The organism is Mucilaginibacter sp., assembly GCF_039935595.1.
Classification (GTDB): domain Bacteria; phylum Bacteroidota; class Bacteroidia; order Sphingobacteriales; family Sphingobacteriaceae; genus Mucilaginibacter.
This window is the reverse complement of record NZ_JBDTJZ010000171.1, coordinates 1-24,720: the sequence shown is the minus strand read 5'-3', so window position 1 is coordinate 24,720 and position 24,720 is coordinate 1. Positions and strand designations below refer to the sequence as shown.

Annotated in this window: 25 protein-coding genes; 12 read left to right on the top strand and 13 right to left on the bottom strand. The window is 38.3% G+C overall.

Features of this window, described 5'->3' with window-relative positions; all coding sequences use genetic code 11:
- The first annotated feature begins 218 nt into the window (after positions 1-218).
- The 3 genes from ABI367_RS12010 (at position 219) to ABI367_RS12000 (ending at position 3,726) form a co-directional block, all read left to right on the top strand.
- On the top strand, positions 219-638 hold the full coding sequence (locus tag ABI367_RS12010; RefSeq protein ID WP_462230267.1) for an IPExxxVDY family protein: 420 nt from the start codon (positions 219-221) through the stop codon (positions 636-638).
- Between the two features lie 62 nt (positions 639-700).
- On the top strand, positions 701-2,140 hold the full coding sequence (gene pyk, locus ABI367_RS12005; RefSeq protein WP_462230265.1) for a pyruvate kinase: 1,440 nt from the start codon (positions 701-703) through the stop codon (positions 2,138-2,140).
- A 326-nt stretch (positions 2,141-2,466) separates the two neighbouring features.
- The gene (locus tag ABI367_RS12000; RefSeq protein WP_462230263.1) at positions 2,467-3,726 is read left to right on the top strand and encodes a BamA/TamA family outer membrane protein; all 1,260 of its coding nucleotides are present in this window, start codon (positions 2,467-2,469) and stop codon (positions 3,724-3,726) included.
- An 80-nt stretch (positions 3,727-3,806) separates the two neighbouring features.
- On the opposite strand, the gene ABI367_RS11995 is transcribed toward ABI367_RS12000, so the two are convergent.
- The 7 genes from ABI367_RS11995 to ABI367_RS11965 all read right to left on the bottom strand — a co-directional run bounded on the left by ABI367_RS11995 (position 3,807) and on the right by ABI367_RS11965 (position 9,355).
- Positions 3,807-4,235 (bottom strand): SPW repeat domain-containing protein, encoded by a 429-nt coding sequence (locus ABI367_RS11995; RefSeq protein ID WP_462230261.1) that lies wholly within the window; start codon positions 4,233-4,235, stop codon positions 3,807-3,809.
- Positions 4,236-4,303: 68 nt separating this feature from the next.
- On the bottom strand, positions 4,304-4,705 hold the full coding sequence (locus ABI367_RS11990) for a hypothetical protein (protein ID WP_462230259.1): 402 nt from the start codon (positions 4,703-4,705) through the stop codon (positions 4,304-4,306).
- A gap of 119 nt (positions 4,706-4,824) precedes the next feature.
- On the bottom strand, positions 4,825-6,459 hold the full coding sequence (locus tag ABI367_RS11985; RefSeq protein ID WP_462230257.1) for an energy transducer TonB: 1,635 nt from the start codon (positions 6,457-6,459) through the stop codon (positions 4,825-4,827).
- A 3-nt stretch (positions 6,460-6,462) separates the two neighbouring features.
- Positions 6,463-6,834, bottom strand: a complete 372-nt coding sequence (locus tag ABI367_RS11980) for a BlaI/MecI/CopY family transcriptional regulator (protein ID WP_462230255.1) — start codon at positions 6,832-6,834, stop codon at positions 6,463-6,465.
- A gap of 12 nt (positions 6,835-6,846) precedes the next feature.
- On the bottom strand, positions 6,847-7,314 hold the full coding sequence (locus tag ABI367_RS11975) for an energy transducer TonB (RefSeq protein ID WP_462230253.1): 468 nt from the start codon (positions 7,312-7,314) through the stop codon (positions 6,847-6,849).
- A gap of 130 nt (positions 7,315-7,444) precedes the next feature.
- A complete protein-coding gene (locus ABI367_RS11970; RefSeq protein ID WP_462230251.1) occupies positions 7,445-8,977 on the bottom strand; it encodes a TonB family protein in 1,533 nt (510 codons plus the stop codon).
- Between the two features lie 6 nt (positions 8,978-8,983).
- Positions 8,984-9,355: a BlaI/MecI/CopY family transcriptional regulator gene (locus ABI367_RS11965; protein WP_462230249.1), complete on the bottom strand. Its 372-nt coding sequence runs from the start codon at positions 9,353-9,355 to the stop codon at positions 8,984-8,986.
- Positions 9,356-9,481: 126 nt separating this feature from the next.
- On the opposite strand from ABI367_RS11965, the gene ABI367_RS11960 reads away from it, so the two are divergent.
- The 3 genes from ABI367_RS11960 to ABI367_RS11950 are packed head-to-tail and all read left to right on the top strand — an operon-like array spanning position 9,482 to position 11,862.
- On the top strand, positions 9,482-10,885 hold the full coding sequence (locus ABI367_RS11960; protein WP_462230247.1) for an MBL fold metallo-hydrolase RNA specificity domain-containing protein: 1,404 nt from the start codon (positions 9,482-9,484) through the stop codon (positions 10,883-10,885).
- Between the two features lie 45 nt (positions 10,886-10,930).
- Positions 10,931-11,410: a type II RES/Xre toxin-antitoxin system antitoxin gene (gene parS, locus ABI367_RS11955; RefSeq protein ID WP_462230245.1), complete on the top strand. Its 480-nt coding sequence runs from the start codon at positions 10,931-10,933 to the stop codon at positions 11,408-11,410.
- Positions 11,411-11,412: 2 nt separating this feature from the next.
- Positions 11,413-11,862 (top strand): RES family NAD+ phosphorylase, encoded by a 450-nt coding sequence (locus tag ABI367_RS11950; protein ID WP_462230243.1) that lies wholly within the window; start codon positions 11,413-11,415, stop codon positions 11,860-11,862.
- Between the two features lie 8 nt (positions 11,863-11,870).
- On the opposite strand, the gene ABI367_RS11945 is transcribed toward ABI367_RS11950, so the two are convergent.
- The 6 genes from ABI367_RS11945 to ABI367_RS11920 form a co-directional block, all read right to left on the bottom strand.
- Positions 11,871-12,563 carry a response regulator transcription factor gene (locus ABI367_RS11945; protein ID WP_462230241.1) on the bottom strand — a complete coding sequence of 231 codons (693 nt, stop codon included), beginning with the start codon at positions 12,561-12,563 and terminating at the stop codon, positions 11,871-11,873.
- A gap of 39 nt (positions 12,564-12,602) precedes the next feature.
- Complete coding sequence (locus ABI367_RS11940) at positions 12,603-14,357, bottom strand: sensor histidine kinase (RefSeq protein WP_462230239.1); 1,755 nt, start codon at positions 14,355-14,357, stop codon at positions 12,603-12,605.
- Positions 14,358-14,719: 362 nt separating this feature from the next.
- On the bottom strand, positions 14,720-15,082 hold the full coding sequence (locus ABI367_RS11935; protein ID WP_462230237.1) for a DUF3127 domain-containing protein: 363 nt from the start codon (positions 15,080-15,082) through the stop codon (positions 14,720-14,722).
- A 168-nt stretch (positions 15,083-15,250) separates the two neighbouring features.
- Positions 15,251-17,185 (bottom strand): OmpA family protein, encoded by a 1,935-nt coding sequence (locus tag ABI367_RS11930; RefSeq protein WP_462230235.1) that lies wholly within the window; start codon positions 17,183-17,185, stop codon positions 15,251-15,253.
- Between the two features lie 76 nt (positions 17,186-17,261).
- A complete protein-coding gene (locus ABI367_RS11925) occupies positions 17,262-19,079 on the bottom strand; it encodes an ice-binding family protein (protein ID WP_462230233.1) in 1,818 nt (605 codons plus the stop codon).
- 130 nt (positions 19,080-19,209) lie between these two features.
- Complete coding sequence (locus ABI367_RS11920) at positions 19,210-19,761, bottom strand: helix-turn-helix domain-containing protein (RefSeq protein ID WP_462230231.1); 552 nt, start codon at positions 19,759-19,761, stop codon at positions 19,210-19,212.
- 500 nt (positions 19,762-20,261) lie between these two features.
- On the opposite strand from ABI367_RS11920, the gene ABI367_RS11915 reads away from it, so the two are divergent.
- The 6 genes from ABI367_RS11915 to ABI367_RS11890 all read left to right on the top strand — a co-directional run.
- Positions 20,262-21,434 (top strand): THUMP domain-containing class I SAM-dependent RNA methyltransferase, encoded by a 1,173-nt coding sequence (locus ABI367_RS11915; protein WP_462230229.1) that lies wholly within the window; start codon positions 20,262-20,264, stop codon positions 21,432-21,434.
- Between the two features lie 89 nt (positions 21,435-21,523).
- Entirely contained in the window at positions 21,524-22,021 is a 498-nt protein-coding gene (locus tag ABI367_RS11910) for a hypothetical protein (RefSeq protein WP_462230227.1), read from the top strand.
- A 78-nt stretch (positions 22,022-22,099) separates the two neighbouring features.
- Positions 22,100-22,360, top strand: coding sequence for a helix-turn-helix domain-containing protein (locus tag ABI367_RS11905; RefSeq protein WP_462230225.1), 261 nt, complete (start codon positions 22,100-22,102; stop codon positions 22,358-22,360).
- A gap of 26 nt (positions 22,361-22,386) precedes the next feature.
- Positions 22,387-23,031, top strand: coding sequence for an HD domain-containing protein (locus ABI367_RS11900; RefSeq protein ID WP_462230223.1), 645 nt, complete (start codon positions 22,387-22,389; stop codon positions 23,029-23,031).
- A 99-nt stretch (positions 23,032-23,130) separates the two neighbouring features.
- Positions 23,131-23,664, top strand: coding sequence for a YceI family protein (locus ABI367_RS11895; RefSeq protein ID WP_462230221.1), 534 nt, complete (start codon positions 23,131-23,133; stop codon positions 23,662-23,664).
- A gap of 109 nt (positions 23,665-23,773) precedes the next feature.
- Positions 23,774-24,720, top strand: a 947-nt coding sequence (locus ABI367_RS11890) for a sensor histidine kinase (RefSeq protein ID WP_462230219.1), incomplete at its 3' end; no start/stop codon positions are given.

Genomic DNA, 24,720 nt, shown 5'->3' with positions numbered 1-24,720 from the left:
ACTTCACTTTCGTCAACACCCAATTTTTCTACGATAATAGCTTTTACTCTTGAAGCGATATCAGACATAGTATTATAGTTTAATGATTAATAATTCAGTGCAAAGAAAAATAAAATCTATCAAATATCAAATCTAAAACTTTTTAGATAGGTGAGTAACAATTTTTTATTTGAAAAGGTTTCAATTTGTATTTTTACAACGGCGTAAATGTAATGATTTTGAACAGGAAATTTTTAAAATTTGAGATTGAACTGGATTTTGTACTTATTGCAGTTACAACCTCGCTAAAAGATTACCGTATTTGTTATTTAATTAACAAGTGTTTAAATTTTAATTTGGCTAAAAATGCCGATTTGGCTGTAGATATTTCTCCCGGGGCGGCACCCGTTTATTTTTCTATTTATAATTATAAATGGGAAGACAGCGATACCGATTTTTATTTTATTGCCAATAAAGGCACCGAGGGCTATCTTATCCCCGAAATAAAAAAAGCTGATTATTTTTTAATGATCAAAAACTATATTGATGATAATGAGCTTGATACCTTAGTTGCGGGGCTAAATAAAATTCCCGAAATTGTTGCGGCAGTAAAGATTGATCCTAAAAAAGTAAAATCACGCGAAAATCTGTTATTTTAGCGCAAATTTTTATGTGTATTATACACACTATGTGCTATTGTACAATAAATACAACCGATATTATGAATTTACCTTACAACCGAACTAAGATAGTTGCCACCATGGGGCCGGCATCAGCTCCAAAGGATACATTATTAGCCATGATAAGGGCTGGCGTTAACGTGTGCCGGCTTAATTTTTCGCATGGGCGCACAGAAGATCATAAAAAAGTAATTGATACCATACGCGAGATAAATGAGCAGTATAAAACTAATGTAGCTATACTGGCCGACCTGCAAGGGCCTAAAATACGTATAGGCCTGGTTAAAGATGGCGGTATACATTTGATTAATGGTACACATATAAATATTACTACCCACGAGTGCATTGGCGACGATAACCAAATATATATTACCTATGACACTTTTCCGCAGGACGTACAGGCCAACGAGATTATTTTGCTGGATGACGGTAAAATACAAATGCGGGTTTTAGAGACCAATAAAATTGATATGGTGGTTTGCGAGGTAGTGCATGGCGGTATATTAACCTCGCGCAAGGGTGTTAACCTACCTAATACCAAAGTGTCTATCCCTAGTTTAACTGAAGAGGACCTTGTACACCTGCATTTTGCCTTAGATTGTGATGTTGACTGGATAGGCCTTTCGTTTGTGCGTAATGCAGATGATATAACCGAACTTAAACAGATTATAACTGCACGTAATAAAGCTGCCAAAGTAATAGCAAAAATTGAAAAGCCCGAAGCTATTGATAATATTGACGCCATTATTGAGGCTACTGATGGTATAATGGTGGCCCGTGGCGACCTGGGCGTTGAGATGCCGCTGGAAGAAGTGCCGTTATTGCAAAAAATGATTGCCCGCAAATGCCGTGCAGCATCAAAACCGGTTATTGTGGCTACACAAATGCTGGAGTCAATGATAACCACGCCGCGCCCAACCCGTGCGGAAGTGAACGACGTAGCTAACTCCGTATTAGATGGTGCTGACGCCGTAATGCTTAGCGGCGAAACATCGGTGGGCGAGTTTCCGCTGATAGTTATTGAAACTATGGCCAAAATTGTTCGTAATGTTGAAGAATTGGGTTATCCGTTTAATGCCAATAAAGGAGCCCAAGTAAGTGATGCGGGCACTCCTGGTTATTTAAGCAATGCCGTATGCGAATCAGCAGTTTATCTGGCTGATCATACCAACGCGGTAGGCATAGTGTCCATGACTACCTCTGGCTATACGGCTTTTGAAATATCTAGTTACAGGCCAAAGGCGCGTACATTTATTTTTACGTCAAACAAACATCTGCTTAATGCGCTTAGCCTGCTTTGGGGCGTACGTACATTTTATTACGATAAACTGGAGAGTACAGATCAAACTATAAGCGATGTGAACAACATGCTTAAAGCCGAAAACCTAATAGGTACAGGTGATGTGGTTATAAATACCGCCGCAGTACCTATTGTAAACCACGGCAAAACCAATATGCTTAAAGTATCAGTTATTGAATAATGGTTGATTAAGTGAGTAGTTGATTAGGGGAGTGGTTAAATAGTTATATGGATACCACCTTCACTTAATCAACCACTCCCAACCTTAATATATCTCAGCTGCACAAACCTGTAAAAAAATTTTATCAGGGTTGCCAAAAAAATATTGCCAGTATATTCTTAATATATTCATAACATTAGTATTGTTATTTTAAGACAACGTTAAATCATTAAAGTTTAGTCAACTTTTTTGTTTAATGACCTTGAAATTACAATTCAATACAATTATATTGCGGTGACTTATTTTTAAAAAAATTGATTAACCGTGTAGTTGGAAAATATGCCTTAGTGGCATATATAGTAATTTTAAGTTCAGGGAGTTTATTTGCACAAGATAAGCAAGATCCGCCTGAGGTATTGAACAGGCAAACTGATGCCATTGATGTTATAAAAAGCATATTTACTAAAAAAAGAGGCACCCCTATAGATACCGTTAAAAAAAAGCACTCAACCTTTTCAATATTGCCATCGGCCGGTTATAATCCAAGCGTGGGTTTTTCTGTTGGCGTTACATCAACCGGGGGCAAAATCTTTGGCGATCCTAAAACAACCACCTTCTCCGTATTTAATGCTAATGCTTATACATCAACTTTTGGGTTATCAAATTTTGAATTTAAAAACAATTTGTTTACCAATCATGACAAGTTTAACCTACAGGGTTCATTTCAGATGGGGACAACTGTTGCGCTTGACTATGGTATTGGCACTGGCCGGCCTACAACTGGCGAAGGCAGTTTTGCAATTAACGGTTTCTCCTTACAAAATAACTCCGATGTTTTTCCTATAGCTTTTTCATATGTTAAATTTAATGAACGAATTTATAAAGAGGTAGTAAAAAATGTATATGCCGGGGCGGGCGTAATTTTTAATTTTTATAACAATATAGACGATGAACGACTGATAGGCCCCAATTTAGGTACGCATAACTATAGGTATAGCGTAATAAATGGCTATCCAACTGATGGCTATAAAGCCAATGGGCTTTTATTTAATGTTGAATACAATACACGCGACCATATTAACCGCCCCTACCATGGTTTGTATATTGACCTTGTATTACGTTTTAACGAACCCTGGATGGGTAGTAACCAATATGCAAGCCAGCTTAAAACCGAAGTAAGAAAGTACTGGAGCCTGTCAAAGAAAAACCCTGAACATATTTTGGCCTACTGGCTTTGGGGCAGTTATTTGCTGGATGGATCAATACCGTATCTTGAACTTGTAGGTACGGGCAGCGATGCTACAGGTAGGTTGGGCAGGGCATATACTGTTGGCCGGTTTAAAGGCGCCAACTTTTTTTATAATGAGTTGGAGTATCGCTTTCCTATTACAAAAAACAAATTATTTTCGGGTGTTGCATTTGCCAATGCGCAAACAGCCAGTAATGCGCGCCGTGATGTTAGCCTATTTCAATATGTAGAACCGGGCGGCGGTGTTGGGTTAAGGCTTCTGTTTAATAAGTACAGCCGCTCATGCCTTTGTATTGATTATGGGCGTGGAGTATACGGATCGAGCGGTTTGTTTTTAGGCCTTAACGAGGTATTTTAATAATAGCGTTAAATTTCTTCTGCACAAAAAAGCCGGTATGAAATTAATTTCATACCGGCTTTTTTGTTAACTATATTTTATTAATGATTTAACCTGCCTTCGTGGGCATCAACTGATGTTATGCCGGCTTCGGGGAGGCTTGGAGTTGCACGTGTTAAAAATGGTGATTGGTGTACAAAAATGCCATTTATACAAAGTACGGCACCAAATATAAAATGAGGCAGCCAAACGTCGCCCGAAAATTTATATATCCATGGTAATGATAACAGGAACGATCCGGTAAGCACATCAAGGCAATTGTGCATTTGCATAGGGAATACTTTTATAAAACCCAAAGGGTTATCACTAAAAATGGCCATAATTAATTGCAGCCAGCCTATAAGCATAGGCATGAAAAAAGCGGCTCCGCCTAAATTTGAAAATCCGAATAACCATGGCGAGGCGATAAATGATATCGCGCATACATAATTTATAACTCCGTAAAATGTTGTTGAAATAAAGGGTTTCATCTTGTGCTGCTTATTAATGCGTATAACGACCCAAAATTAGCAATTTATATAAAAGATAGTGTGTTAAATTATGCTTTTTTAATAATTTTTGATGCTATTAACGCAAAAATACCCAGTACCAAACCCGATAAAATACCAAATACAGGGCCGGTTATGGCCATAATAAGCCTGGGATGGGTAGCCATACCCGCAGGCATAACGTTATTTAGATTTTGCATTGCCGGATGATGAACTATGTAGGTGTTATAAAACAGGACATGGGCCGCTATGATCCACAAACAATTAACAAGGCATACCAAAAAGCCGTGTAAAAAATATTTACGGGGAGCGGCTTTAGCAATTACCCATGCACTTATAATTAATATTACCAACCAAAAAATGGGTTCGATATTTTGAGATATCAATGATATGGTAGCAACCGCCATGATTAATCCAAATACTGATAATTGGAAAATGAGTTTCCAGTTCATAATAGTTATATTATTTATTAAATATAATATAACTATATGAATATAAACAATATAAAAAAAACTTACGGAGTTTTTAAGCTCGGTAAGTTTAAACAAACAATGAAAAGGTTTAGGTATGCTTAGTTTGTTTTTGCCTGCAGCAACGCCGTTTTTTCATTATCAGATGTGGTTATTAATACAACGCCGTTTACGCCCTTGGTGCCATATTTTTCCATAGCAATTTGTGGTTTAAGTATTTGTACGCCGGCTATATTTTCGGGCTTAACGCTTTTTATATTAACAGCCTCCACCCCATCTATAATTATCAATGCCTTATTGATATCCACCATACCATTATTTAATAAATTTAATGGGTTGCCTGTGTTAGCAGGCTCGTTGCTGTTAAGTTTAAAACTAATAGGTATGGTGTACATGGCCCTAACCGGATGTCCGTTTTGTATCACGGGCAACCATTTGGGCGAAGAATTTAAAACCCTTATAGCCTCTTCGGACATGGCCACGGATGGCGACCGTGTGGCCTGAATATGGCTGAGGCTGCCATCAGCCTCCACAACAAATTGCAGGGTAACGTTGCCTGGTGTATTATGGTCTTTGTCTGTTGAGGGATACCTTAAATTAGCGGCTAAAAATTGCGAAAATTTATCAGCGCCTCCCGGAAAACGTGGCACTACTTCAACTATCTGGAATTTTTTTTTGTTGGCGGTATCTATTGTTTCCGGTAACTGATCAACAGCTTCACTCGCGGCTTCGGCTTCAGCCAGGTCCCTATCAAAATCAGATGATGTACGGTGAAGTTGGGGTCGGTCTGGTTTAACCTCTGGTGGTGGTAATACTTCGGGGCTGGTTAACATCGCCGCCGATGCTGATATAGGACTTAAAAGCAATTCTTCGGCTTTGGCACTTATTGTTTTAATGGTATGGCTATTATTTATTGTAGCTGACGATAAAATAAGCATAAGCACAAATAAGGGTACCGATAATCCATATTTTGCCAATGCAATACGGTTTGACCGGTTTTTTTGCAGCATAATTATACGCTGTTTTAATAAGCTATGATTATAAAAATTACTTGCTAAATAATGGTTAGGTATATCAAAAGTCTGGCTTAACAGCAGTAAGGCATAGTCCGCTTTGTCAGTTCCTGCCTCGGTTACCTGCCTGTCGGCAATAAACTCATGTACATATTTAATAGCAAAACGGTACAGGTAAACAATGGGGTTAAACCAGTTAATTATAGCAACTATTTCAATTATCAATACATCAATAGTATGCCACTGGCGGGCGTGTACCTGTTCGTGCTCATTGATTATACCAGGGTTTGAAAGGTTGTTGCCCACACTAATTTTTTTAAAAAACGAATAGGCTATTGATGGATCGGGTTTTCTTATTTCATTTTTTAATACAACCAATTGCCATAGTAGCTTTATAATTAAAAGCAATGCTATTAGTACGTATAAGTAGCTAAACGCCTGGCCCAGCGTAAATAATTTGTCAACAGGTTTAAAGGTATAACCATATACCATTATTGGGGCATTATAAGTGCTGTATAAGGTATGTTGCACCTGCTGGGTTATAAATAAATTTTTTACCCAGCTTGCCTGTATTAACGGTATAAAAAATGATAACAATGCCGCACCAATTAAATAAATGCGGTTAAGCTGAAAAAAGGTTTCGTTGCGCAATAGCAGGGCATAAAACCCGAAAAATAAAACGAGGTAAAAATTTACCAGTAGTAAATAATGCCACCAGCCCATAATTTATTTCTTTTTAAGTTTTTCAATAAGTTCAATTATCTCATCTGCTTCGTGCATGTCAATTTTTTCTTTTTTTACAAAAAATGAAAGCATGCGTTTTACTGAGTTATCAAAATAACCACTCATTAGTTTATCCGCAGCAAAGCTTTTGTACTGCTCTTTACTAACTATGGGATAGTACTCATGGCTTTTACCTTTAATGTTATAGCTAACAAACCCTTTGGCCTCCAATATCCTTATAAAGGTTGATACAGTATTATAGGCAGGCTTTGGTTCGGGCAGGTATGCCATAACATCCTTTACAAAGCCCTTTTTTAGTTGCCATAATATCTGCATCAACTGCTCTTCGGCGCGTGTAAGCTCTTTGATCTCCATATTACTATATTACTATGTTTTTGATGGATCAAAATTTATAGGTAGCGTATACCGTACTCTTACCGTTTCGCCTTTTTGCGTGGCCGGTATCCATTTAGGCGATGAACTCAAAACCCGTACAGCTTCTTTTGCCATAGCATCTGTTGGGCTGCGCATTATTGTAATATTGCTTAAACTACCATCACGCTCTACAACAAATTGGGCAAAAACTTTTCCGGAAATGTGTTTTTCCTTGTCTGCTGCCGGATATTTGATGTTTTGTTTTAAAAATGCACCAAATTCATTCAAACCACCCGGAAAGGTAGGCAGTTTTTCGACAACATTATATATGCCATCTTTTGATGGCGCTGCATCTTTTAGCTGCGGTGGGGCAAGACTTGGTGATTGAGCTAACGCTGGTGATAGCAGTGTAGCCATGGCAATTAAAAATAAGCCGAATGTTAAAAACGCCCTGCGTTTTAATAAGTTAATTGTAGTCATAATAGGTTGGTTTAAAATTATATATGAAATTAAAACTTTAAAACGACAATTGCAACTAATTTTTTAGTTTTTTTCTAATTTTTTAGAAATTTTCTTTTATCCAGGAAAAGGTACTGAGTGGATGCGCTTATTAAGGAGTAGTGATATTGCGACTGACAGAGTTTCGGACTTTTGACAATATAGCCAAAATTGGGTTATTTGATTGTTTTTTTAAAGCGGCAGCAATATCCTCGGTATTATTACTAATTGTAAAAGTACGCGCGCTTGTGCTATCTGCGGGGTTGGTATTTACCAATTTAAATTCAATGGGGAGGGTGTATAAAACACATACTGCATGGCCGTTTTGATAGCCGGGTATCCATTTAGGTAATGATGACATAACCCGCCTGGTTTCTTCTACCGAACCATACCCGGGGGCCCTTAATGTTTTAAGCCCGGTTACTGATCCGTCTTCTTCAACCGTAAACTGAATAAAAACTTTTCCTTCTATATGGCTTTTTCGCATCTCGTCGGGGTAATGAAGGTTGTTCCGTAAAATTTCGTAAAATTTATCAATCCCTCCCGGAAACTCGGGCTGCCTCTCAACAGGGACAAAAACAACCGGGGCGCCAGTATTTTCACTATTTGTGATAGCCGAGAGGTTATTGCTTACGGCGGTTAATTGCAGGTCATCGCGATTTTGATCGGTGTAAGTATCTTCGGCGGCTGATACAATTTCCTGTTTAGTTAAAAGTTTTAATGAAGCAGATAAATTATGGAGTTCCAATTTACTTTCTATTGCCTGTGTGGAAGCAGGGGTTGAAAGTACATCGCCGGCTGTTTTATTAATAACAGCTATAGTTTTGCTATTAATAACGCTTGCCGACGAAAGTATGAGCATTAAAATAAACAATGGAACAGAAAGGCCATACTTAGCCAAAGCAATACGTTTTGATTTGTTTTTTTGAAGCATGATAATACGCTCTTTTAACAAACTATTATTATAAAAATTGCTGGTTAAGCCATGAGAAGACGTATCAAAAGTTTGGCTAAGTAATAGCAGGGCATAATCGGCTTTATCTGTACCTGATTCAAGCACCTCCCTATCGGCAATAAATTCGTGAATATATTTAATAGCAAATCGGTAAAGATAAACCACCGGGTTAAACCAGTTTATTATCATTACAATCTCAATTATTAAAACATCAACAGTATGCAGTTGGGTGGCATGCACTTGTTCGTGCTCGGCAATTATATCTGCGTGCGATAAGTTGTTGCCCAGGCTTATTTTCTTAAAAAACGAATAGGCTGTTGATGGTTGTGGTTTTTCAATTGCTTGTTTTAATACAATTAGCTGCCAAAATAACCTGAGGATTAAACAAAGCACAACCAGTATATACAGCACCTCTAATATATTGCCGAGGTTTAAAATGCGCTCTACCGGTTTAATTTTATAAATTATTACAGATTTGCTGTATATAACATATTGTACCTGCCGGGTAATAAACAGGCTTTTTACCCAGCTTGATTGTATTAATGGTATAAAAAATGAAAGTAGGGAAGCTACAACAAGGTATATTCTGTTAAGTTGAAAAAAGGTTTCTCTGCGCAAAAACAGAGCATAGAACACAAAAAATAAAACCAGGTAAAAGTTTACCAGTAATAAATAGTGCCACCAGCCCATTTTATCTTATTTATTTTTTAACTTTTCAATCAATTTCATAATCTCATCAGCCTCTTTAAGATCAATTTTCTCCTTTTTTACAAAGTAGGAAAACATGTGCTTAACCGAGTTGTCAAAATAACCATTCATCAGCTTGTCTGTTGCAAAATTTTGATACTCTTCCTTGCTTATAACCGGATAATACTCGTGGCTTTTGCCAAAAGCGTTATGTGCTACAAAGCCTTTTGTTTCTAATATCCTGATAATGGTGGATACGGTGTTGTATGCCGGTTTAGGCTCGGGCAATTGCTCCATTACATTTTTCACGAAGCCTTTTTTTAATTGCCATAGTATTTGCATTAATTGTTCTTCGGCGCGTGTCAGTTCTTTAATTTTCATGGTTTGTTTATTGTGTTATTCGAATTAACCAAACGAATTTATTAGTTAAAAATGAGATTGTCAACTATTATTTATAATTTAAAACTTTAAACCAATTATAAGGCTTTATTTATACAAATCTACTAAATGAATATAACTTTTCATGGTGCCGCGCGTAATGTAACCGGCAGCAAACATTTACTACAATTAAACGATGGTACCAGTATTTTATTGGATTGCGGAATGTTTCAGGGTATGGGCGAGCATACAGACGAGTTGAATGATCATTTTGGCTTTAATCCTAAAAAATTAGATTATTTAATATTATCGCATGCGCATATTGACCATTGCGGCCTTATACCACGATTGGTGGCTCAGGGCTTTAACGGGCAAATTTTTTGCACATCGGCCACTATGGACCTTGCGCGGATATTGATGCTTGACTCGGCCAAGATACAAATGCAGGACGTTGAATACAGTAACAAGCACCGGCAAAAAAACGGAATGCCGCTTTTATCACCTTTATATAATGATGAGCAGGCTATGGATTCACTGCGGTTATTTAAAATTGTTGAATACCATCAGGAATATGCCATTACGCCGCGGGTTAAATTTCACTTTACAGATGCCGGGCATATATTGGGTAGTGCGGCAGTACATTTAGCGATACTGGAGGATGGAAAAGAAACCCGTATAACTTTTAGCGGCGATGTTGGCCGTTATGGAGACATGCTGTTAAAAAACCCTCAAAGTTTTCCGCAGGCTGATTATATTTTGTTAGAATCTACTTACGGCGACTCGCTGCATAAAGAACTGGCACCTATTGGGGATGAGTTACTTGAAGTAATAAAACAAACCTGCTTAATTAAAAAGGGCAAGGTTATTATTCCGGCGTTTAGTGTGGGCCGCACGCAGGAACTATTATATGCTTTAAACGCGCTGGAGTTGCGGGGTGTATTGCCTGACCTGGCTTATTATGTTGACAGTCCTTTGTCTGAAAAGGCTACTCAAATATTAAAAGATCATCCTGAAGTTTATAATAAATCAGTTAACGAGATTTTGAAAGTTGACGCTGACCCATTTGCTTTTAAGGGGTTGCGCTTTGTACAATCAACCGAGGAATCAATTGCATTAAATAGCGACCAGCGGCCATGCGTTATTATATCATCATCAGGTATGGCCGAAGCAGGAAGGGTGAAACATCATATAAAAAACAACATTAATAATCAAAAAACCACTATTTTAATTGTAGGTTATTGCGAACCAAATTCATTAGGCGGGCATTTACTTAGGGGCGATAAGGAAGTATCTATTTTTGGCGAAAAATATGATGTTAATGCCGAGGTGCGGTCTATCAAATCAATGAGCGCACACGGCGATTATGAGGACTTGTTACATTTCTTATCATGCCAGGACCCTGATAAAGTTAAAAAGATATTTTTGGTACACGGCGAATATGAGGTACAGCAACATTTTAGCAAAACCTTAAAACAGAGGGGTTTTTTAAATGTGGAGATACCTTATCAGCATGAAAAAATAAATTTAGCATAGCTGGAAAAAATTCTTTTTTTTAAAGAAAAATTTCTATATTTGGGTATGGCAGATAAAAAAAATATAAAAAAACCAATTGCATATCCCGAAAACACTACGGTAAGCATGCTTGCTGAAGCCGAGGTGATATATAATTATCAGCCGTTTTACAGTAATACTATCAGCTTATTAAATAATGCTAAAAAGGGTTTAAGTGCTAAAGCCGCTTTGGATTTTCTTTCGCTATCAGGTTTTACCCAAAATGAGTTCCAGGAAACTTTTAAAACAACGGTAAAAACTATACAAAACCATGTTATACGTAAGCTAAACCTGGATGCTGCCCTAAGCGAAAAGCTGCTTAAATCATTTGCATTGTATGATAGAGGTACCGCGCTTTTTGGTTCGGCTAATAATTTTCATCAATGGCTCCATGCGCCGGCTTATGGTTTGGGCAATCAGTTGCCTTTTACCTTAATGGATACCATTACGGGTATGCAGCTTATTGAAGAGGAACTAATTAGAATTGAATACGGCGCGTTAGCTTAGGCATGTTGGTTTACCGTATATGTATTAATAAGTTTGCACATGGGTTATTTGCGTCAGGCCGGGCTGCGCGGTGGAACAGTAATGATGTGAAAATGGTTTACGCTACCTCATCACGGTCATTAGCCTGCCTTGAAAATGTAGTGCACCGCAGTCAAACTGGGTTAAATCAATTATTTAATGTATTAACTATTGATTGCCCCGAAACGGTTAAAATAAAAGCTATCGCCCTGGCGGATCTGCCCGCCAACTGGACAGATTATGAACAAATGGCCGTAACTCAAAAAATGGGAGACGATTGGATAGAGGATAAAAGTTCGGCCATATTAAAAGTGCCTTCATCTATTATTGAGGAGGAGTTTAATTACCTTTTAAACCCGGAGCATAATGATTTTAAAAAGATAAAACTGGTAACATCTATGCCGTTTGTTTTTGATAAAAGGATAAAGCAATAGCTTTTGCGTTAATTTATCAGCAACTTATACCCCCTGCCGTGTACGTTAACTATCTCCACATTGGGATCGTCTTTTAAGTACTTGCGTATTTTGCTTAAAAACACATCCATGCTGCGGCCATTAAAGTAATTATCGTCATGCCATATGTTTAGCAGGGCTTCTTCGCGGGTCAGCACTTCGTTTTTATGCAGGCAAAGCAGGCGTAGTAATTCGGCTTCTTTGGTTGATAGTTTTTGCTGTAGGCTGCCTATAATAATAATTTGTGCCGAATAATCAAATTCATATTTCCCAATTTTAAAGTGGGTTTGCATTTCATCGGCCTTCTTTTCAGATCCTTCGGTGCGTTTAAGCAGTGCGTTTATGCGTAGTAATAATTCTTCAATGCGGAAGGGTTTGGTAATATAATCGTCTCCCCCAAGGTTAAACGCCTGGGTTTTATCCTCTATCATTGCTTTGGCCGTGGCAAAAATAATAGGTACATGGTCGTTTATCTTTCTTATTTCTTTGCCTAAAGTAAAGCCATCTTTTTTAGGCATCATTACATCCAGTATCAGCAGGTCATAGCTTTGTTTGGTAAAAGCGCGCAGGCCCTCATCGCCATCTACACATAATACTACCTCAAACTTACCTTTTAGCTGCAGGTAATCTTGCAGTAATAAACCCAGGTTAGGATCATCTTCAACCAGTAATATTTTTTTCATAACTGCAGGTTTAAGTATTGGTTTATGGCAATGTTGATATTAAGCGACTGAAAACTTGATCTCAAATTCAGAGCCTTTATCTTTTTCAGACCGTACGGCAATTGTGCCGTTAAGCCTTTTTACTATGGTGTTTACGTAGCTTAATCCTAAGCCAAAGCCCTTAACATCATGCAGGTTACCTGTTGGTATACGGTAAAACTGCTCAAATATTTTTGCTTGCTGGTCGCGGCCCATACCTATGCCCTTATCGGCTACCTTTATAACAATATGGCCGCTTTTGTTAAAAGTACTAATTGTTATATGTGGGGTGCTTTGGCTGTATTTTATAGCATTATCAATTAAGTTGTAAAGCACATTTGAAAAATGCAGTTCATCTGCATTGATAACGGCGTTCTCTGCATCAAGGTTTAAAACTACTTCAGTGTTTGATTTTTGCAACTTTAGCGCCATACTATCTAACACAACGCTAACCATTTCATTAATATCAACCGGTTTATTATCCAGTTTAAAATCATTTTTATCAATGCGGGCAACGTTTAATACCCTTTCTATATGGCTGCCCAGACGCTCGTTTTCTTCATAGATTATATTGGCCAGCCTTGATATACGTGCCTTATCATTAACAATTTCATCATCCTTTAACGCTTCGCTGGCTATCATTATAGTTGATACCGGTGTTTTAAATTCGTGGGTCATGTTATTGATAAAGTCGGTTTTCATTTCAGCTATTTTTTTCTGCCTGATAATGGAGAATATGGTATATCCAAAACAAAACACTAACACAAATAGTAAGCCTGCTGTGGTAGCCATAGTAGCTCGCATGCTACCCAATATCCATGAACTTTTTTCGGGGAATGAAAGTTTAAGCAGGCCCGGGTCGTTAATTACTTCCTTGTTAAAAATTGGGGTTTGGTAATTATTTACATCTACGTATATGGGTTTTTTGTTGTAGGGGTTATCACTTTTTGCATATATTAATGAATCGCCCGAGGTAGTAACCACATAGCTGAACCGCAAATCAATACCCCGGTTATGTAATTCATAGGTCAAAAGCGAGTCTATCCAAAAAGGGCTTATCCGGTTCTTTAAGGGCTCTCCTGATTTTTGGTACTCCTCATATAAGTTTTCCTGCTCGGCCTGGCCACTGCTTGCTAAATTTTGAAGAGAATCTGCTGCAAGCATTTTTTTAACCTGCGCAAGTTGTCTTTCTTTCTTTTTGCGCATTTGTTCCTGTAGCCATAAAGGGTTTATTTGTTTTTGAACATATACCTGTTTGCCATACAACGGATCATAGTAAGGTACTTTTGAAATTGTATCGTATTTGTTTATTTTACCCTGCTTATTTAGCAGTGCCCTTTTTGGATTGTCTACCAGTTCCGGAATATATTTTGTTTCAATCTGCCCAAAAGCATTTGTATACTGAACAATTTGTACTTGTAAATTAAGAGAGCCTGATTGATCAAAATCAGACAGCTCATTATGAAGGCTTTTTAAACTATCGCGAAGGGCTGCCAAGTGGTGTTCGCGCAGCGTTGGCTCAACTTTAACCTGTACCGAATCATTACTATTGCCCTGCTGTTTTAGTACATGCTCGGCTTTGCGGTTTAAAAAGTTAATATGGTCTTGTTTGGCCAGTTTTGTAACAACGGTATTAAGCGCCTCATTAACCGAGCGGTCAAATAGTTTTGATTGCAGATCATACGATTGTGTTAAAAAATATAATTGCATAGCCACTACGCCTAATAACGCAAACGTCATCAAACCTATAATAATGCTTATGCTTCTTTTTTTCAATTGCCTAAAATTATTATCTCAAAACTGCATTTTTAACAGACTATAGTTTTGCAAGTACAAAAATATTTTAAATAAAGCTATCCGGATTTCTTTTAACAATTTTTAACATACTTAAGCTTACTTTAAATCCGTTGCCTGTGTTATCACCACAATGATTTTTTGGAGGGTTAACACAACTTAACACATTTAGGCGAATTTTTTAGTTAACTTATTAATAATCAATTATTTAATAAAAAAAGGTGTTAACCATGCAAATTGTCCTTTTTTGCTGATAAAATTACTGCTTTACCGCTGATGGCTAACAAACACAAAAACCCCGGCAAGCGGGGTTTTCATTATGTTTCTTTTGCAAGAAATTTTACTTAAAACGGCAGATCGTCATCCTCTGCTGCCGAGCTGATATCAGCTGGCGGGGCATATTCGGGGGTTGTATTGTTGGCTGCGCCGCTCAATATATTTATCTTCCATAACTGCATGGAGTTAAAATAACTTTTTTTACCGGTCTTGTCAGTCCATGGGCGGCCTCTTAGGTTAAAGAAAACCTCTACGTCGTCGCCAACCTTTACGTTATCCAGTAAATTGCAGCGGTCCTGTATCGCTTCAAACTTTAAGTATTCAGGGTATTGGGGGTTCTCCACATACTCAACTATCAGTTCCCTTTTTTTAAGCGAATCTGTAACCTGTTGTGTTGGGGCCACTTCATGTACTTTGCCTTTAATATCCATAGCATTAAAAATTAAAATGTAAAGTTAATAGATAAGAAATGAAAATAGGATTTATTTATATCATTAATTCCCCAATTTTAGTGAAGTTTTCCACATCGGGTAATTTATCGCAAAACAAAAAGCCACCCGTAAAGGGTGGCTTTTGCTAAAACTTTAAAAGAGTTATTTTTAGTTTAATATAATATCTATAATTACTGTTCTGTTATAAAAACGCTCTTCGGGCAGGTTGTTGTCAAACGGTGCCTGGGCAGTGTCTTCGCCAAAACCTGATGTTTCAAACTTAACGTTCTTTTTACCTGAACTATTTAATGCTTGTTCTATCATTTTTTGGGTTTGCAGTGCCCTGTCGTTTGATAAGGTTTGGTTATAAGCCGGCTCACCTATAATGTCGGTGTGTCCATGAATAATAACCGTTGATCCGTCTGCAATTAACGGAGCCACTGTTTCAGATAAGAATTTGTTATAAGATTCAATAGATCTTGACCTGTCAAAGTCAAAAACAATACTATAACGCAGGCCTTTTAATACTTTATCATCATTACGCACTAAATGTACCGTGCTTTCTTTTTGAATAGTATTTCCTTTTTTGGTGGTGCCAATTAAAGTAACTTTATAATCGCCGGTTGGATTATTGCCCAATATAGCTGCACCTGGTACACTTTGCATATCGCCGGTAAATGGCCCAAAATGTTGTACTACACCGTAAGCATCGGTAGTATTGATCATCCACGAGCTCAACACTTCTTTTCCACCATCAACATTAAATATTACATGGCTGTCTAATGGGTCAAACTGTGTAGCTGTAAATTGTACCGGCTTCATCATATCACCACCTACTTCTAACAACAACTCGGGCGAGGTGCTGGTTATATCAACACGGGTATCTTCAGCACGTAGCAATACAAGTTCCTTGTCGCCTCCCGGCTGCTCAGACGGATGCATTGGTTTTTTACGAGCATCCGTAGTTATTCTTGAGCCATCAATCCCAAAAATGGTAACCAGGTATTGCTTAACAGATTCGGCAAAAGCTTTACCATCTGTAAGGTTTGGTGAAGCTCCGGTTAATAATATAGTTGTGCCCGGGTTAGCCCGCATACGATCGCCTATAATATTAAGAACATTATGATACACGTTTAATTGGCGTGCCGAACGGCCGGTCATATTTTCTGTTGATTCTTTTTGCAATGAACTTTCGCTAAAGCCGGAAGCCTGATCTTTTGTAAGCAATACATACCTGTTTGGAATGTTAACTGATGCATCGTCAAAAAATACAGAATTAAGTAAAGGGAGTGTTTCGCTTACCTGGCGTTTTAACGGCACTTCTTTTGGTGCACGTACGGCAAAACCTATTTCGCGTTCAGGAATTACTAACGGTGGCGTGGCTACGGTAACTTGCGCTGCTTTATGCGCTTTGCCAAATTTTATGGCGATACCTGCTCTTACGGTGGTAATTGACCAGCTTTCAATACTGCGTGGTTCGCGGCCAAAGTATGGATGAAAGGAAACAAACGGCGATATACTTACCTGGTTAAGGTTTGTAGGCGATGATGTTTTAATATCAGCCCCTAAACCAACCTGCCCGGAGAAAAGTGTATTTTGAACGTTGTTAAATTCTGACCGGGTATCAGGTTGTTTAAGCTGGGTGTATGTAAAATTCTTTGTCAAGTTAAATGATACACTTGGGCCAGCAAAAAGGTAAATACTGCTTTTGCCCATATTAAGCCTAACACTGGGTTCAATTACCGCGTAACTTAGATCCGTTTTTAAATTGGTTGGGCAATTACAGGGTGCAATTACTTCATTAAACTTTCCGCCGCTGCCATCGTAACCTACATTAAGCATAGCACCCCATACACTTGCGGGGCGGTATTCCATTAGTATTGATCCGTATGGACGTACACCAAAGCCTTTATGCAAGGCTGTTGGCGCAACTAACCCGCTGTTTAGCGTTTGCGTGGTGCCGTCATAAAAATTTGCATTTGCAGCGCCCGACAAGCCAAACCACCAGGTAGGTTGTATTATTTGAGCCTGCACCGTTATATGTGCACTAATTAGTATTAATGATAGCGCAAGTAACTTTTTTATTTTATTGATGAGTAACATATGATGTCTCCTTTTTAAATTATTGTTTTAAACCAGCCTATTCTCGTTACAAGAGCAGGCTGGTCATATAAATTGATTATGGTAAAATAACGGTACTGGCATTAAGCGTTACCGCTGTTTGCGCTAACAATCTGCCTATTACCGTTGTGCCGGTATTTAATGATATCAATGTTTTACTCAAGATATTACCGTTGAAATTAACATTAGTACCAAGGACTGCCTGGCCGGCTACTACCCAAGTAATATTTTTGGCTTGTGCGCCACCAATCAGGTTGATCTTAGCGCTGTTGGCCACCGTTAGGTCTTGTGCTATCTGTAAAACCCAGGTATCATTTGGGCCACCTGCAAGTGTAACCCCCGAAGCGCCAATTAACAATCCTGTGTTCCATTTATACAAGCCCGGAGGTAAGGTTAACCCGCTAACATTACCTGCACCCAAATCAACAACAGGGGCCGGAGTTACCAGTCCGTTGGCTGTGGTGTAGGCTGTTTCCATGTTGTTAACAGCAACTGTAAGGTTTCCCGGTGTTGGGGCTGCATAATCGGCAGCAAAAACACTACCCGTTACGATAGGCGTATGTGATGATTGACCGCCTGTATTCATTATTAAGCCAAATCCGGTTATGGCGGTAGCAGCAGCGGGGCTAACCCCGATGTTTCCACCAACCGATGTAACGCCGGTAGTTGATATACCCGATTTAGTTAATATAGTGTAGATGCCTGCACCGCCAAAATCTATAGCGCCAGGGCCTAATGCAACAACTGCTGTAAAGTTAGCTATCAGGTTTCTGTTAGCCGTTAAAGCAAACGTATACGGCGTACTTGTTGAAACTATTAAACCGTTTTCTGTCCAGTTGGTAAATGTATAGCCCACATTTGGCGTGGCTGTAACGGTTACTGAAGACCCGGAAGCAAATGATCCGGAACCGTTTGTAGTACCGCCTGCCACGGGGTTGGAGGAAAGTGATACAGCAAACATGCCTGCCGCAACAGTGCTATAGTTTGCTACCAGTGTCCTGTTGCCGGTTAATGTGAATGAATAACTTGAACTGGTAGATACCGGAGCTCCATTTTCTGTCCAGTTAACAAATGAATAACCCGCACTTGGGGTTGCGGTTACTGTTACAAATGAGCCCGGATTATAAGGTCCTGACCCGGTATTTGTTCCGCCTTGTGCAGGGTTTGAAGTTAATGTTACCGAAAATTGCCCTACAGGTATTAACGTAAAGTTGGCTACCAATGCTTTATTACCTGCCATTGTAAATGGATAACTTGTGCTTTTAGAAACTTCTGTTCCGCCAACCGTCCAGTTGGTAAACGAGTAGCCCGTTGCTGGTGTGGCTGTTACGGTTACTGCCGCACCCTGCGCAAATGTTCCGCCCCCGGCGGTTGTGCCGCCAATTGCAGGGATTGATGTTAAAGTTACTTGTGGGATAGTTGTAAATGTCCACACATAATCATTAACCAGTGCTGTTTTAAACTTATCATAAGCGCCGGTGGTAATAGTGCCTGTATATACTAAAAATGGAGACAGGGGTACATCAGGCGTAAACGTATATACCGCGGCGTTAGGTGTCGCGCTAACCGTTCCCGAAATAACTGTTGCTCCTTGTTTGATGGTAAATGTTGTTTTGTTGATGGATGCAGCATCCATGTCTGTATTAAAAGTGGCTGATATCACTTTGTTAAGCGCAACATCTACCGCTTTATCCATAGGGTCGGTAGCCACAACCGGACAAAGACCCTGAACAGGTTTAAACAAATCTTTTTTGCAGCTTACTGTAAAAAAAAGCAGTAGTAAAATTAGTGATCCAATGATTCTTGAAATTCTTGAGGTGCCCCTATTTCTATGCACTTGTGCGCTGTTAATAGTGGAGGTAATTTTTTTGTTCATAATAAACGTTATTAATAATAGGTAAATGCCGACTTATCTGTTTAAACAGAATTTAGGACAATACAAACGTAGCCCTAACAGGAGGGCCGGATGTTACACTATTATTTTAAAAAGTTATATGATTCACACATTAAAGCGCGATAAGGCTTTTGTGTTCCAATTGTTTAAAGTGCGAGGGGGTAATACCCGTTACTTTTTTAAACTGGGTAGATAGGTGTGCCACACTGCTATAGTGAAGCATCCATGAAATTTGGGTAAGGTTAAGCTCATTATATCCAATAAGCTCTTTGATGCGTTGTATTTTATTTTGGATAATAAAATGTTCAATAGTAATTCCCTGATCTTCAGAAAATATATTAGCCAGGTAGGTGTAATCAAAGTTTAATTTTTCACTTAAATAATTTGAAAAATTCATTTTTAATTGACTGCCCGAATAATGAACCATTTCAATAACAACAGCTTTTATTTTTTCGATCAGGATGCTTTTTTTATTATCTATCAATTCTAATCCTAATTGAAGCAATGCAATTCTTATTTGTGCGATTTGTCCGTTGGAAACAACCTCACGTATATCTGCTGTTCCCATTTCTAATTGTGTACAATGTAAATCAAGCTTTTCTAATTCCAGGTCCACAATCATTTGGCAGCGTATGCTTACCATGTTTTTTATAAAAATTTTCATTCTACACTATAACTGCAAAGCAAGTGCCGTGTTAAATATTATCGGTTTGTAGTATTTTACAGGTTTAGGGCAATTATGCCCTTTGCTGTTATGGTAAGACGGTTTTTATACTTTAGTAAGTTATAGCACTTGTAATGCCTTTTTTAATATAAAAATGCGAGAATATTTTATTAAAATGTCGACAAGCGTAATATATTGTTCGTTAAATGATAATATTGTGCCCTTAATGAAATAATAAGTTTTTTATTTGTCGAAATATTAATAACACACCTGTACATTATATAAAATAAATATTTGACTACAAGCACTGCATTTAATATAGCTATTTTGAGTAGTATAAAGGAATACTGTAGCTTATTAACTATTAATCAGGGCGGGTAATTTTACATAAATTGTGCGTTTGCCTTTTATATTCTATTTTTGCAGCCATTACTTTATTATTTAAAGTAACATATTTACTTATCCATATACTACCATTATAGTAGTTGAATACCACCAGCATGTCAGTTTTCCAAACCGAAAGTAAAATAATAATAACCTGCAATAAAAGGCTGTCGCCATACTTGCAACAAGAAGTTGAAGAGTTGGGGTACGAACCCACACGCGTATTTCAAACCGGGGTTGAGCTGCAGGGCACCGTTACTGATACCATAGCCCTTAATTTAAACCTGCGCTGTGCAAGCCAGGTATTATATCTGTTAAAAGGCTTTACCGCCAATGATCCAAAGGAACTTTACGACAACCTGGTACAAATTGAATGGGAGCAGCTCATTGATTTTTCCGGCTATTTTTCGGTAACATCAAATGTTAATAATGAACATATTTTAACGCCGCTGTTTGCTAATGTAAAAGTTAAGGACGCTATTGTTGACCGTATTAAATCTGTCAAAGGTATCCGCCCCAACTCAGGCTCGGATGGTAATAAAACCGTTGTGCACCTTTACTGGCAGGATGATAAGGCCGAAATATTTTTAGATACATCGGGCGAAACTTTGGCCAAACACAGTTATCGTAAAATACCGGGCAAGGCCCCTATGCTTGAGGCACTGGCCACATCAACCATTATGGCTACCCATTGGGACAGAAACAGCACATTTATTAACCCGATGTGTGGCTCGGGCACGCTTGCTATTGAAGCCGCGTTGCTGGCTACTGATAAACATCCCGGCCTGTTTAGGATGAACTATGGCTTTATGCATATTATGGGTTATGACGAACAAGTGTTTTTTAACGAGCGCAGGTTATTAAAGGATAAAGCCAAAAAAGAAATCGGCTTTAAAATTATAGCGACTGACCTCTCTGCCGATGCTGTTGACATCGCTCAAAAAAATGCAAAAACAGCAGGCGTAGAACATTTAATTGATTTTAGCGTTTGTGATTTTGCAGATACGGAGGTGCCAACAGCGCCCGGCGTAGTTATGTTTAACCCCGAATATGGCGAACGCCTTGGGGTGCATAGCAAACTGGAAGCAACTTATAAGCGCATAGGCGATTTTATGAAGAAAAATTGCCTGGGTTACAGGGGTTATATTTTTACCGGCAACCCTGATCTGGCAAAAAAAATAGGTTTGCGTGCAAACCGTAAAATTGAATTTTATAATGGCAAGCTTGACTGCCGCTTATTAGAGTACGAATTGTACGAAGGCAGCAAAAGGGAGCCGAGGGAAGAATAATATCGAACACCGAATATTGAATAAATAATGTAGAAGTATTTACTTCGATATTCAACATTCAGTATTCGATATTCATTATTAATATGAAAATGAAAAAAATACTTTTATCCATTTTTACGCTACTTTTTTCTGTTAGCTGTATGGCCCAGGCACAACTGGCGTTCCCGTTTCAGGGGGGTAAGGATATCATGACCCGGTTTTTTAAAGATAGCCTTACGGTTTCAAAAGATATTATTAAAAAAAGGGCCACAGGTATGGCCATTTTTAAATTTACAGCCGATGAACAGGGCGTAATATCAAAAGTGGTAATTTATTATGCGGATGATCTTTTATTAACGCCGCCAATCATTGCTGCCCTAAAAAAATCAACCCGTAAGTGGATAATACCTGACCATGAAAAATTCCATGATTTTTTAATTCCGTTCTCTGTGTGTTTTAACGCGCCGGATATAACTACTACCGAAGTGCAAAAAAGCAGCTATGAGTTTTATAGAAACAGAAAGCGTTTTATGTCTACCGATCAGATACCGCTTAACGAAGCAACATTATTGCCCGCGGTGGTAATAAGTTATGATTTAGCGCCATAGACAGTTTTTTCAAACTAACTAAAACTATCTTATTCAAAAATTCGTAAATATAGCTGGTAACCCAAAAACTGCTTAGTTATGAATAATACGTTGGCGTTTAAAATAAAAGCTATTGCTCTGAATATCAGGAATAAAAGAGAGTTTAGAAACTATACCCAGGAATACCTGGCTTTTAAACTGAACATATCACAAAACGCTTACAGCAAAATTGAGTTGGGATATACCAAAATTACTGTTGAAAGGCTTTTTCAAATAGCCGAAGTTTTAGAGTTTGACGTTACCGACCTCATTAACCCCGCCGAATTATCAGCGTCAAGAGCTGTAGGCGTAAGTGCATAAACTTATATTTGCAGCATATTGCAAATATGGATCACGAAACTATTATTAATAAAACTACCCTGTTTGTACAGGATACCCTAAAAAATGCCGAAGGCGGACACGACTGGTGGCATATTTACCGGGTTTGGACCAATGCCAAACTTATAGCCCAAACCGAAAGTGCCCATTTATTAACCATTGAGCTTGCTGCTTTATTACATGATATTGCCGATAGCAAATTTAATAATGGCGACGAGGAAGTTGGGCCACGTTTAGCTGGTGAATTCCTGGAAAGCATTGATGTTGATAAGGAGATAGTTTTGCATGTACAGCAAATAATCCGTTACATGTCGTTCAAGTCAGCATTTGATAAGCCCACATTTAATTCAAAAGAGCTGCAAATAGTGCAGGATGCCGACAGGCTGGATGCTATTGGTGCTATTGGCATTGCCCGCGCTTTTAATTATGGCGGCTTTAAAGGTCGGGAAATTTATAACCCCGCTATTAAGCCCGATTTGAATATGAACAAGGAGGCTTATAAAAAATCAACAGCGCCAACCATTAACCATTTTTACGAAAAGTTGCTGCTGCTTAAAGATAAAATGAATACCGCGACAGGCAGGCAGTTGGCCCTGCAACGCCACCAGTTTATGGAAGCCTATTTGAATCAGTTTTATACCGAATGGCAATAATTCATTACCTGTTTAACTTTTTGATGTTTTTATCGTCATATATGTAAAAATAATAACACACATATATATTATTTACCCATTATGATGTTTATTCGCATTATGAAAAAAATAGCTGCCCTAATTATCACTACACTTTTTTTAATAAATATAGTAGCCGCACAAACAAAAATTACACGGGCGCTTATTAGTTTCCAAATAAAAAACCTGGGTATAAACACCACCGGTACTATAGGCACCATGCAGGCTAATATCCAGTTTGATCCTGCTAATTTAAATACAAGTACCATCGAAGGCTCAGCGGATGTTAAAAGCATAAATACTGATAATGATACCCGTGATGAGCATTTAAGAAGCGATGAGTTTTTTGATGTCGCGCGTTTCCCTAAGCTTGTAATGAAGTCTGTTTCTTTTAAACATAAAAGCGGTAACAACTACGTTGGTCAGTTTAATGTGACCATGAAAGATAAGACCAAGGCTTTTGATGTTCCATTTAGCTATGTAGTAAATGGCAACACAGGCACATTTAAAGGCAGCTTTAAATTAAACCGCATGGATTTTGGCGTGGGTAGCAGCAGCCTGGTGTTGTCAAATGATGTTACTGTTACCATAGAGATAGATACGGCCAAGCCGTAGGTTATATGAATAGTTGATTAAGTGAGTAATGTGCTTCTTAATACATTCTTAACTTAATACTAACTTATTCAACCTAATTAACCACCCACCATTTTCGTATCTTTACGTTATGAAATTACGGGTACTGGTATTAATAAATGCTGCTGCGGTTGCCATAACACTATCGGCAGTAAACTACTATTTCAGGCATAACCTTACCGATATGCTGATAACTTTTGGTGCTACCATTGTTACCAGCTTTGTCGTATTTTATTACCTGATTGAAAAGTACATCTATTCAAAAATAAAGCTAATTTATAAGCTTATCCATAACTTAAAGCTTGGCCGGGATCTGCGCGATGCGCTTGGCGAGCACGTTAGCTCTGACCCAATAAATGATGTGGAACTGGAGGTAAAGGAATGGGCCAGGCAGAAAAGTACCGAGATTGACGGATTACGTAACCAGGAAAAATTCAGGAGAGAATTTCTATCCAACATTTCGCATGAATTTAAAACGCCGCTGTTTGCTATACAAGGGTATATTGAAGCATTGCAGGATGACGATTTTGATGATAAGGAAATGGCAAGGCAGTTTTTAGATAAGGCGGAAAAAAATGTAGACAGGCTTAGTTATCTTATTAAGGATCTTGATGAAATATCAAAGCTGGAATCGGGCGAGATGCCAATCAATTATACCAAGTTTAAGATCAATGACCTGATCAAAGAGGTGTTGGAAGCATCAGAATGGAAGGCTGAGCAGCATAATATTAAATTGATATTTAAACAAAAGTATGATGAAGGTATTTGGGTAAATGCCGACCGCGAGAAGATTACACAGGTATTAACCAACCTAATAGATAATGCTTTTAAATATGGTAAGGAAAATGGTAGTACCGCAATAAGCCTTTTTAACCTGCACGATCAGGTATTAATAGAAGTAACGGATGATGGCGTGGGCATTGAAGAAAAATATTTGCCACGTTTATTTGAACGCTTTTTCCGTACAGACACCAGCCGTTCAAGGCAAATTGGCGGGTCAGGCCTGGGGCTGGCCATTGTTAAACATATTATTGAGGC

Coding starts and splice junctions, on each gene's coding strand:
- pyk (WP_462230265.1), top strand. CDS start 701: ATGAATTTACCTTACAACCGAACTAAGATAGTTGCCACCATGGGGCCG.
- ABI367_RS11995 (WP_462230261.1), bottom strand. CDS start 4,235: ATGAAACCCTTTATTTCAACAACATTTTACGGAGTTATAAATTATGTA.
- ABI367_RS11990 (WP_462230259.1), bottom strand. CDS start 4,705: ATGAACTGGAAACTCATTTTCCAATTATCAGTATTTGGATTAATCATG.
- ABI367_RS11985 (WP_462230257.1), bottom strand. CDS start 6,459: ATGGGCTGGTGGCATTATTTACTACTGGTAAATTTTTACCTCGTTTTA.
- ABI367_RS11980 (WP_462230255.1), bottom strand. CDS start 6,834: ATGGAGATCAAAGAGCTTACACGCGCCGAAGAGCAGTTGATGCAGATA.
- ABI367_RS11975 (WP_462230253.1), bottom strand. CDS start 7,314: ATGACTACAATTAACTTATTAAAACGCAGGGCGTTTTTAACATTCGGC.
- ABI367_RS11970 (WP_462230251.1), bottom strand. CDS start 8,977: ATGGGCTGGTGGCACTATTTATTACTGGTAAACTTTTACCTGGTTTTA.
- ABI367_RS11965 (WP_462230249.1), bottom strand. CDS start 9,355: ATGAAAATTAAAGAACTGACACGCGCCGAAGAACAATTAATGCAAATA.
- ABI367_RS11960 (WP_462230247.1), top strand. CDS start 9,482: ATGAATATAACTTTTCATGGTGCCGCGCGTAATGTAACCGGCAGCAAA.
- parS (WP_462230245.1), top strand. CDS start 10,931: ATGGCAGATAAAAAAAATATAAAAAAACCAATTGCATATCCCGAAAAC.
- ABI367_RS11950 (WP_462230243.1), top strand. CDS start 11,413: ATGTTGGTTTACCGTATATGTATTAATAAGTTTGCACATGGGTTATTT.
- ABI367_RS11945 (WP_462230241.1), bottom strand. CDS start 12,563: ATGAAAAAAATATTACTGGTTGAAGATGATCCTAACCTGGGTTTATTA.
- ABI367_RS11935 (WP_462230237.1), bottom strand. CDS start 15,082: ATGGATATTAAAGGCAAAGTACATGAAGTGGCCCCAACACAACAGGTT.
- ABI367_RS11930 (WP_462230235.1), bottom strand. CDS start 17,185: ATGTTACTCATCAATAAAATAAAAAAGTTACTTGCGCTATCATTAATA.
- ABI367_RS11925 (WP_462230233.1), bottom strand. CDS start 19,079: ATGAACAAAAAAATTACCTCCACTATTAACAGCGCACAAGTGCATAGA.
- ABI367_RS11920 (WP_462230231.1), bottom strand. CDS start 19,761: ATGAAAATTTTTATAAAAAACATGGTAAGCATACGCTGCCAAATGATT.
- ABI367_RS11915 (WP_462230229.1), top strand. CDS start 20,262: ATGTCAGTTTTCCAAACCGAAAGTAAAATAATAATAACCTGCAATAAA.
- ABI367_RS11910 (WP_462230227.1), top strand. CDS start 21,524: ATGAAAAAAATACTTTTATCCATTTTTACGCTACTTTTTTCTGTTAGC.
- ABI367_RS11905 (WP_462230225.1), top strand. CDS start 22,100: ATGAATAATACGTTGGCGTTTAAAATAAAAGCTATTGCTCTGAATATC.
- ABI367_RS11900 (WP_462230223.1), top strand. CDS start 22,387: ATGGATCACGAAACTATTATTAATAAAACTACCCTGTTTGTACAGGAT.
- ABI367_RS11895 (WP_462230221.1), top strand. CDS start 23,131: ATGAAAAAAATAGCTGCCCTAATTATCACTACACTTTTTTTAATAAAT.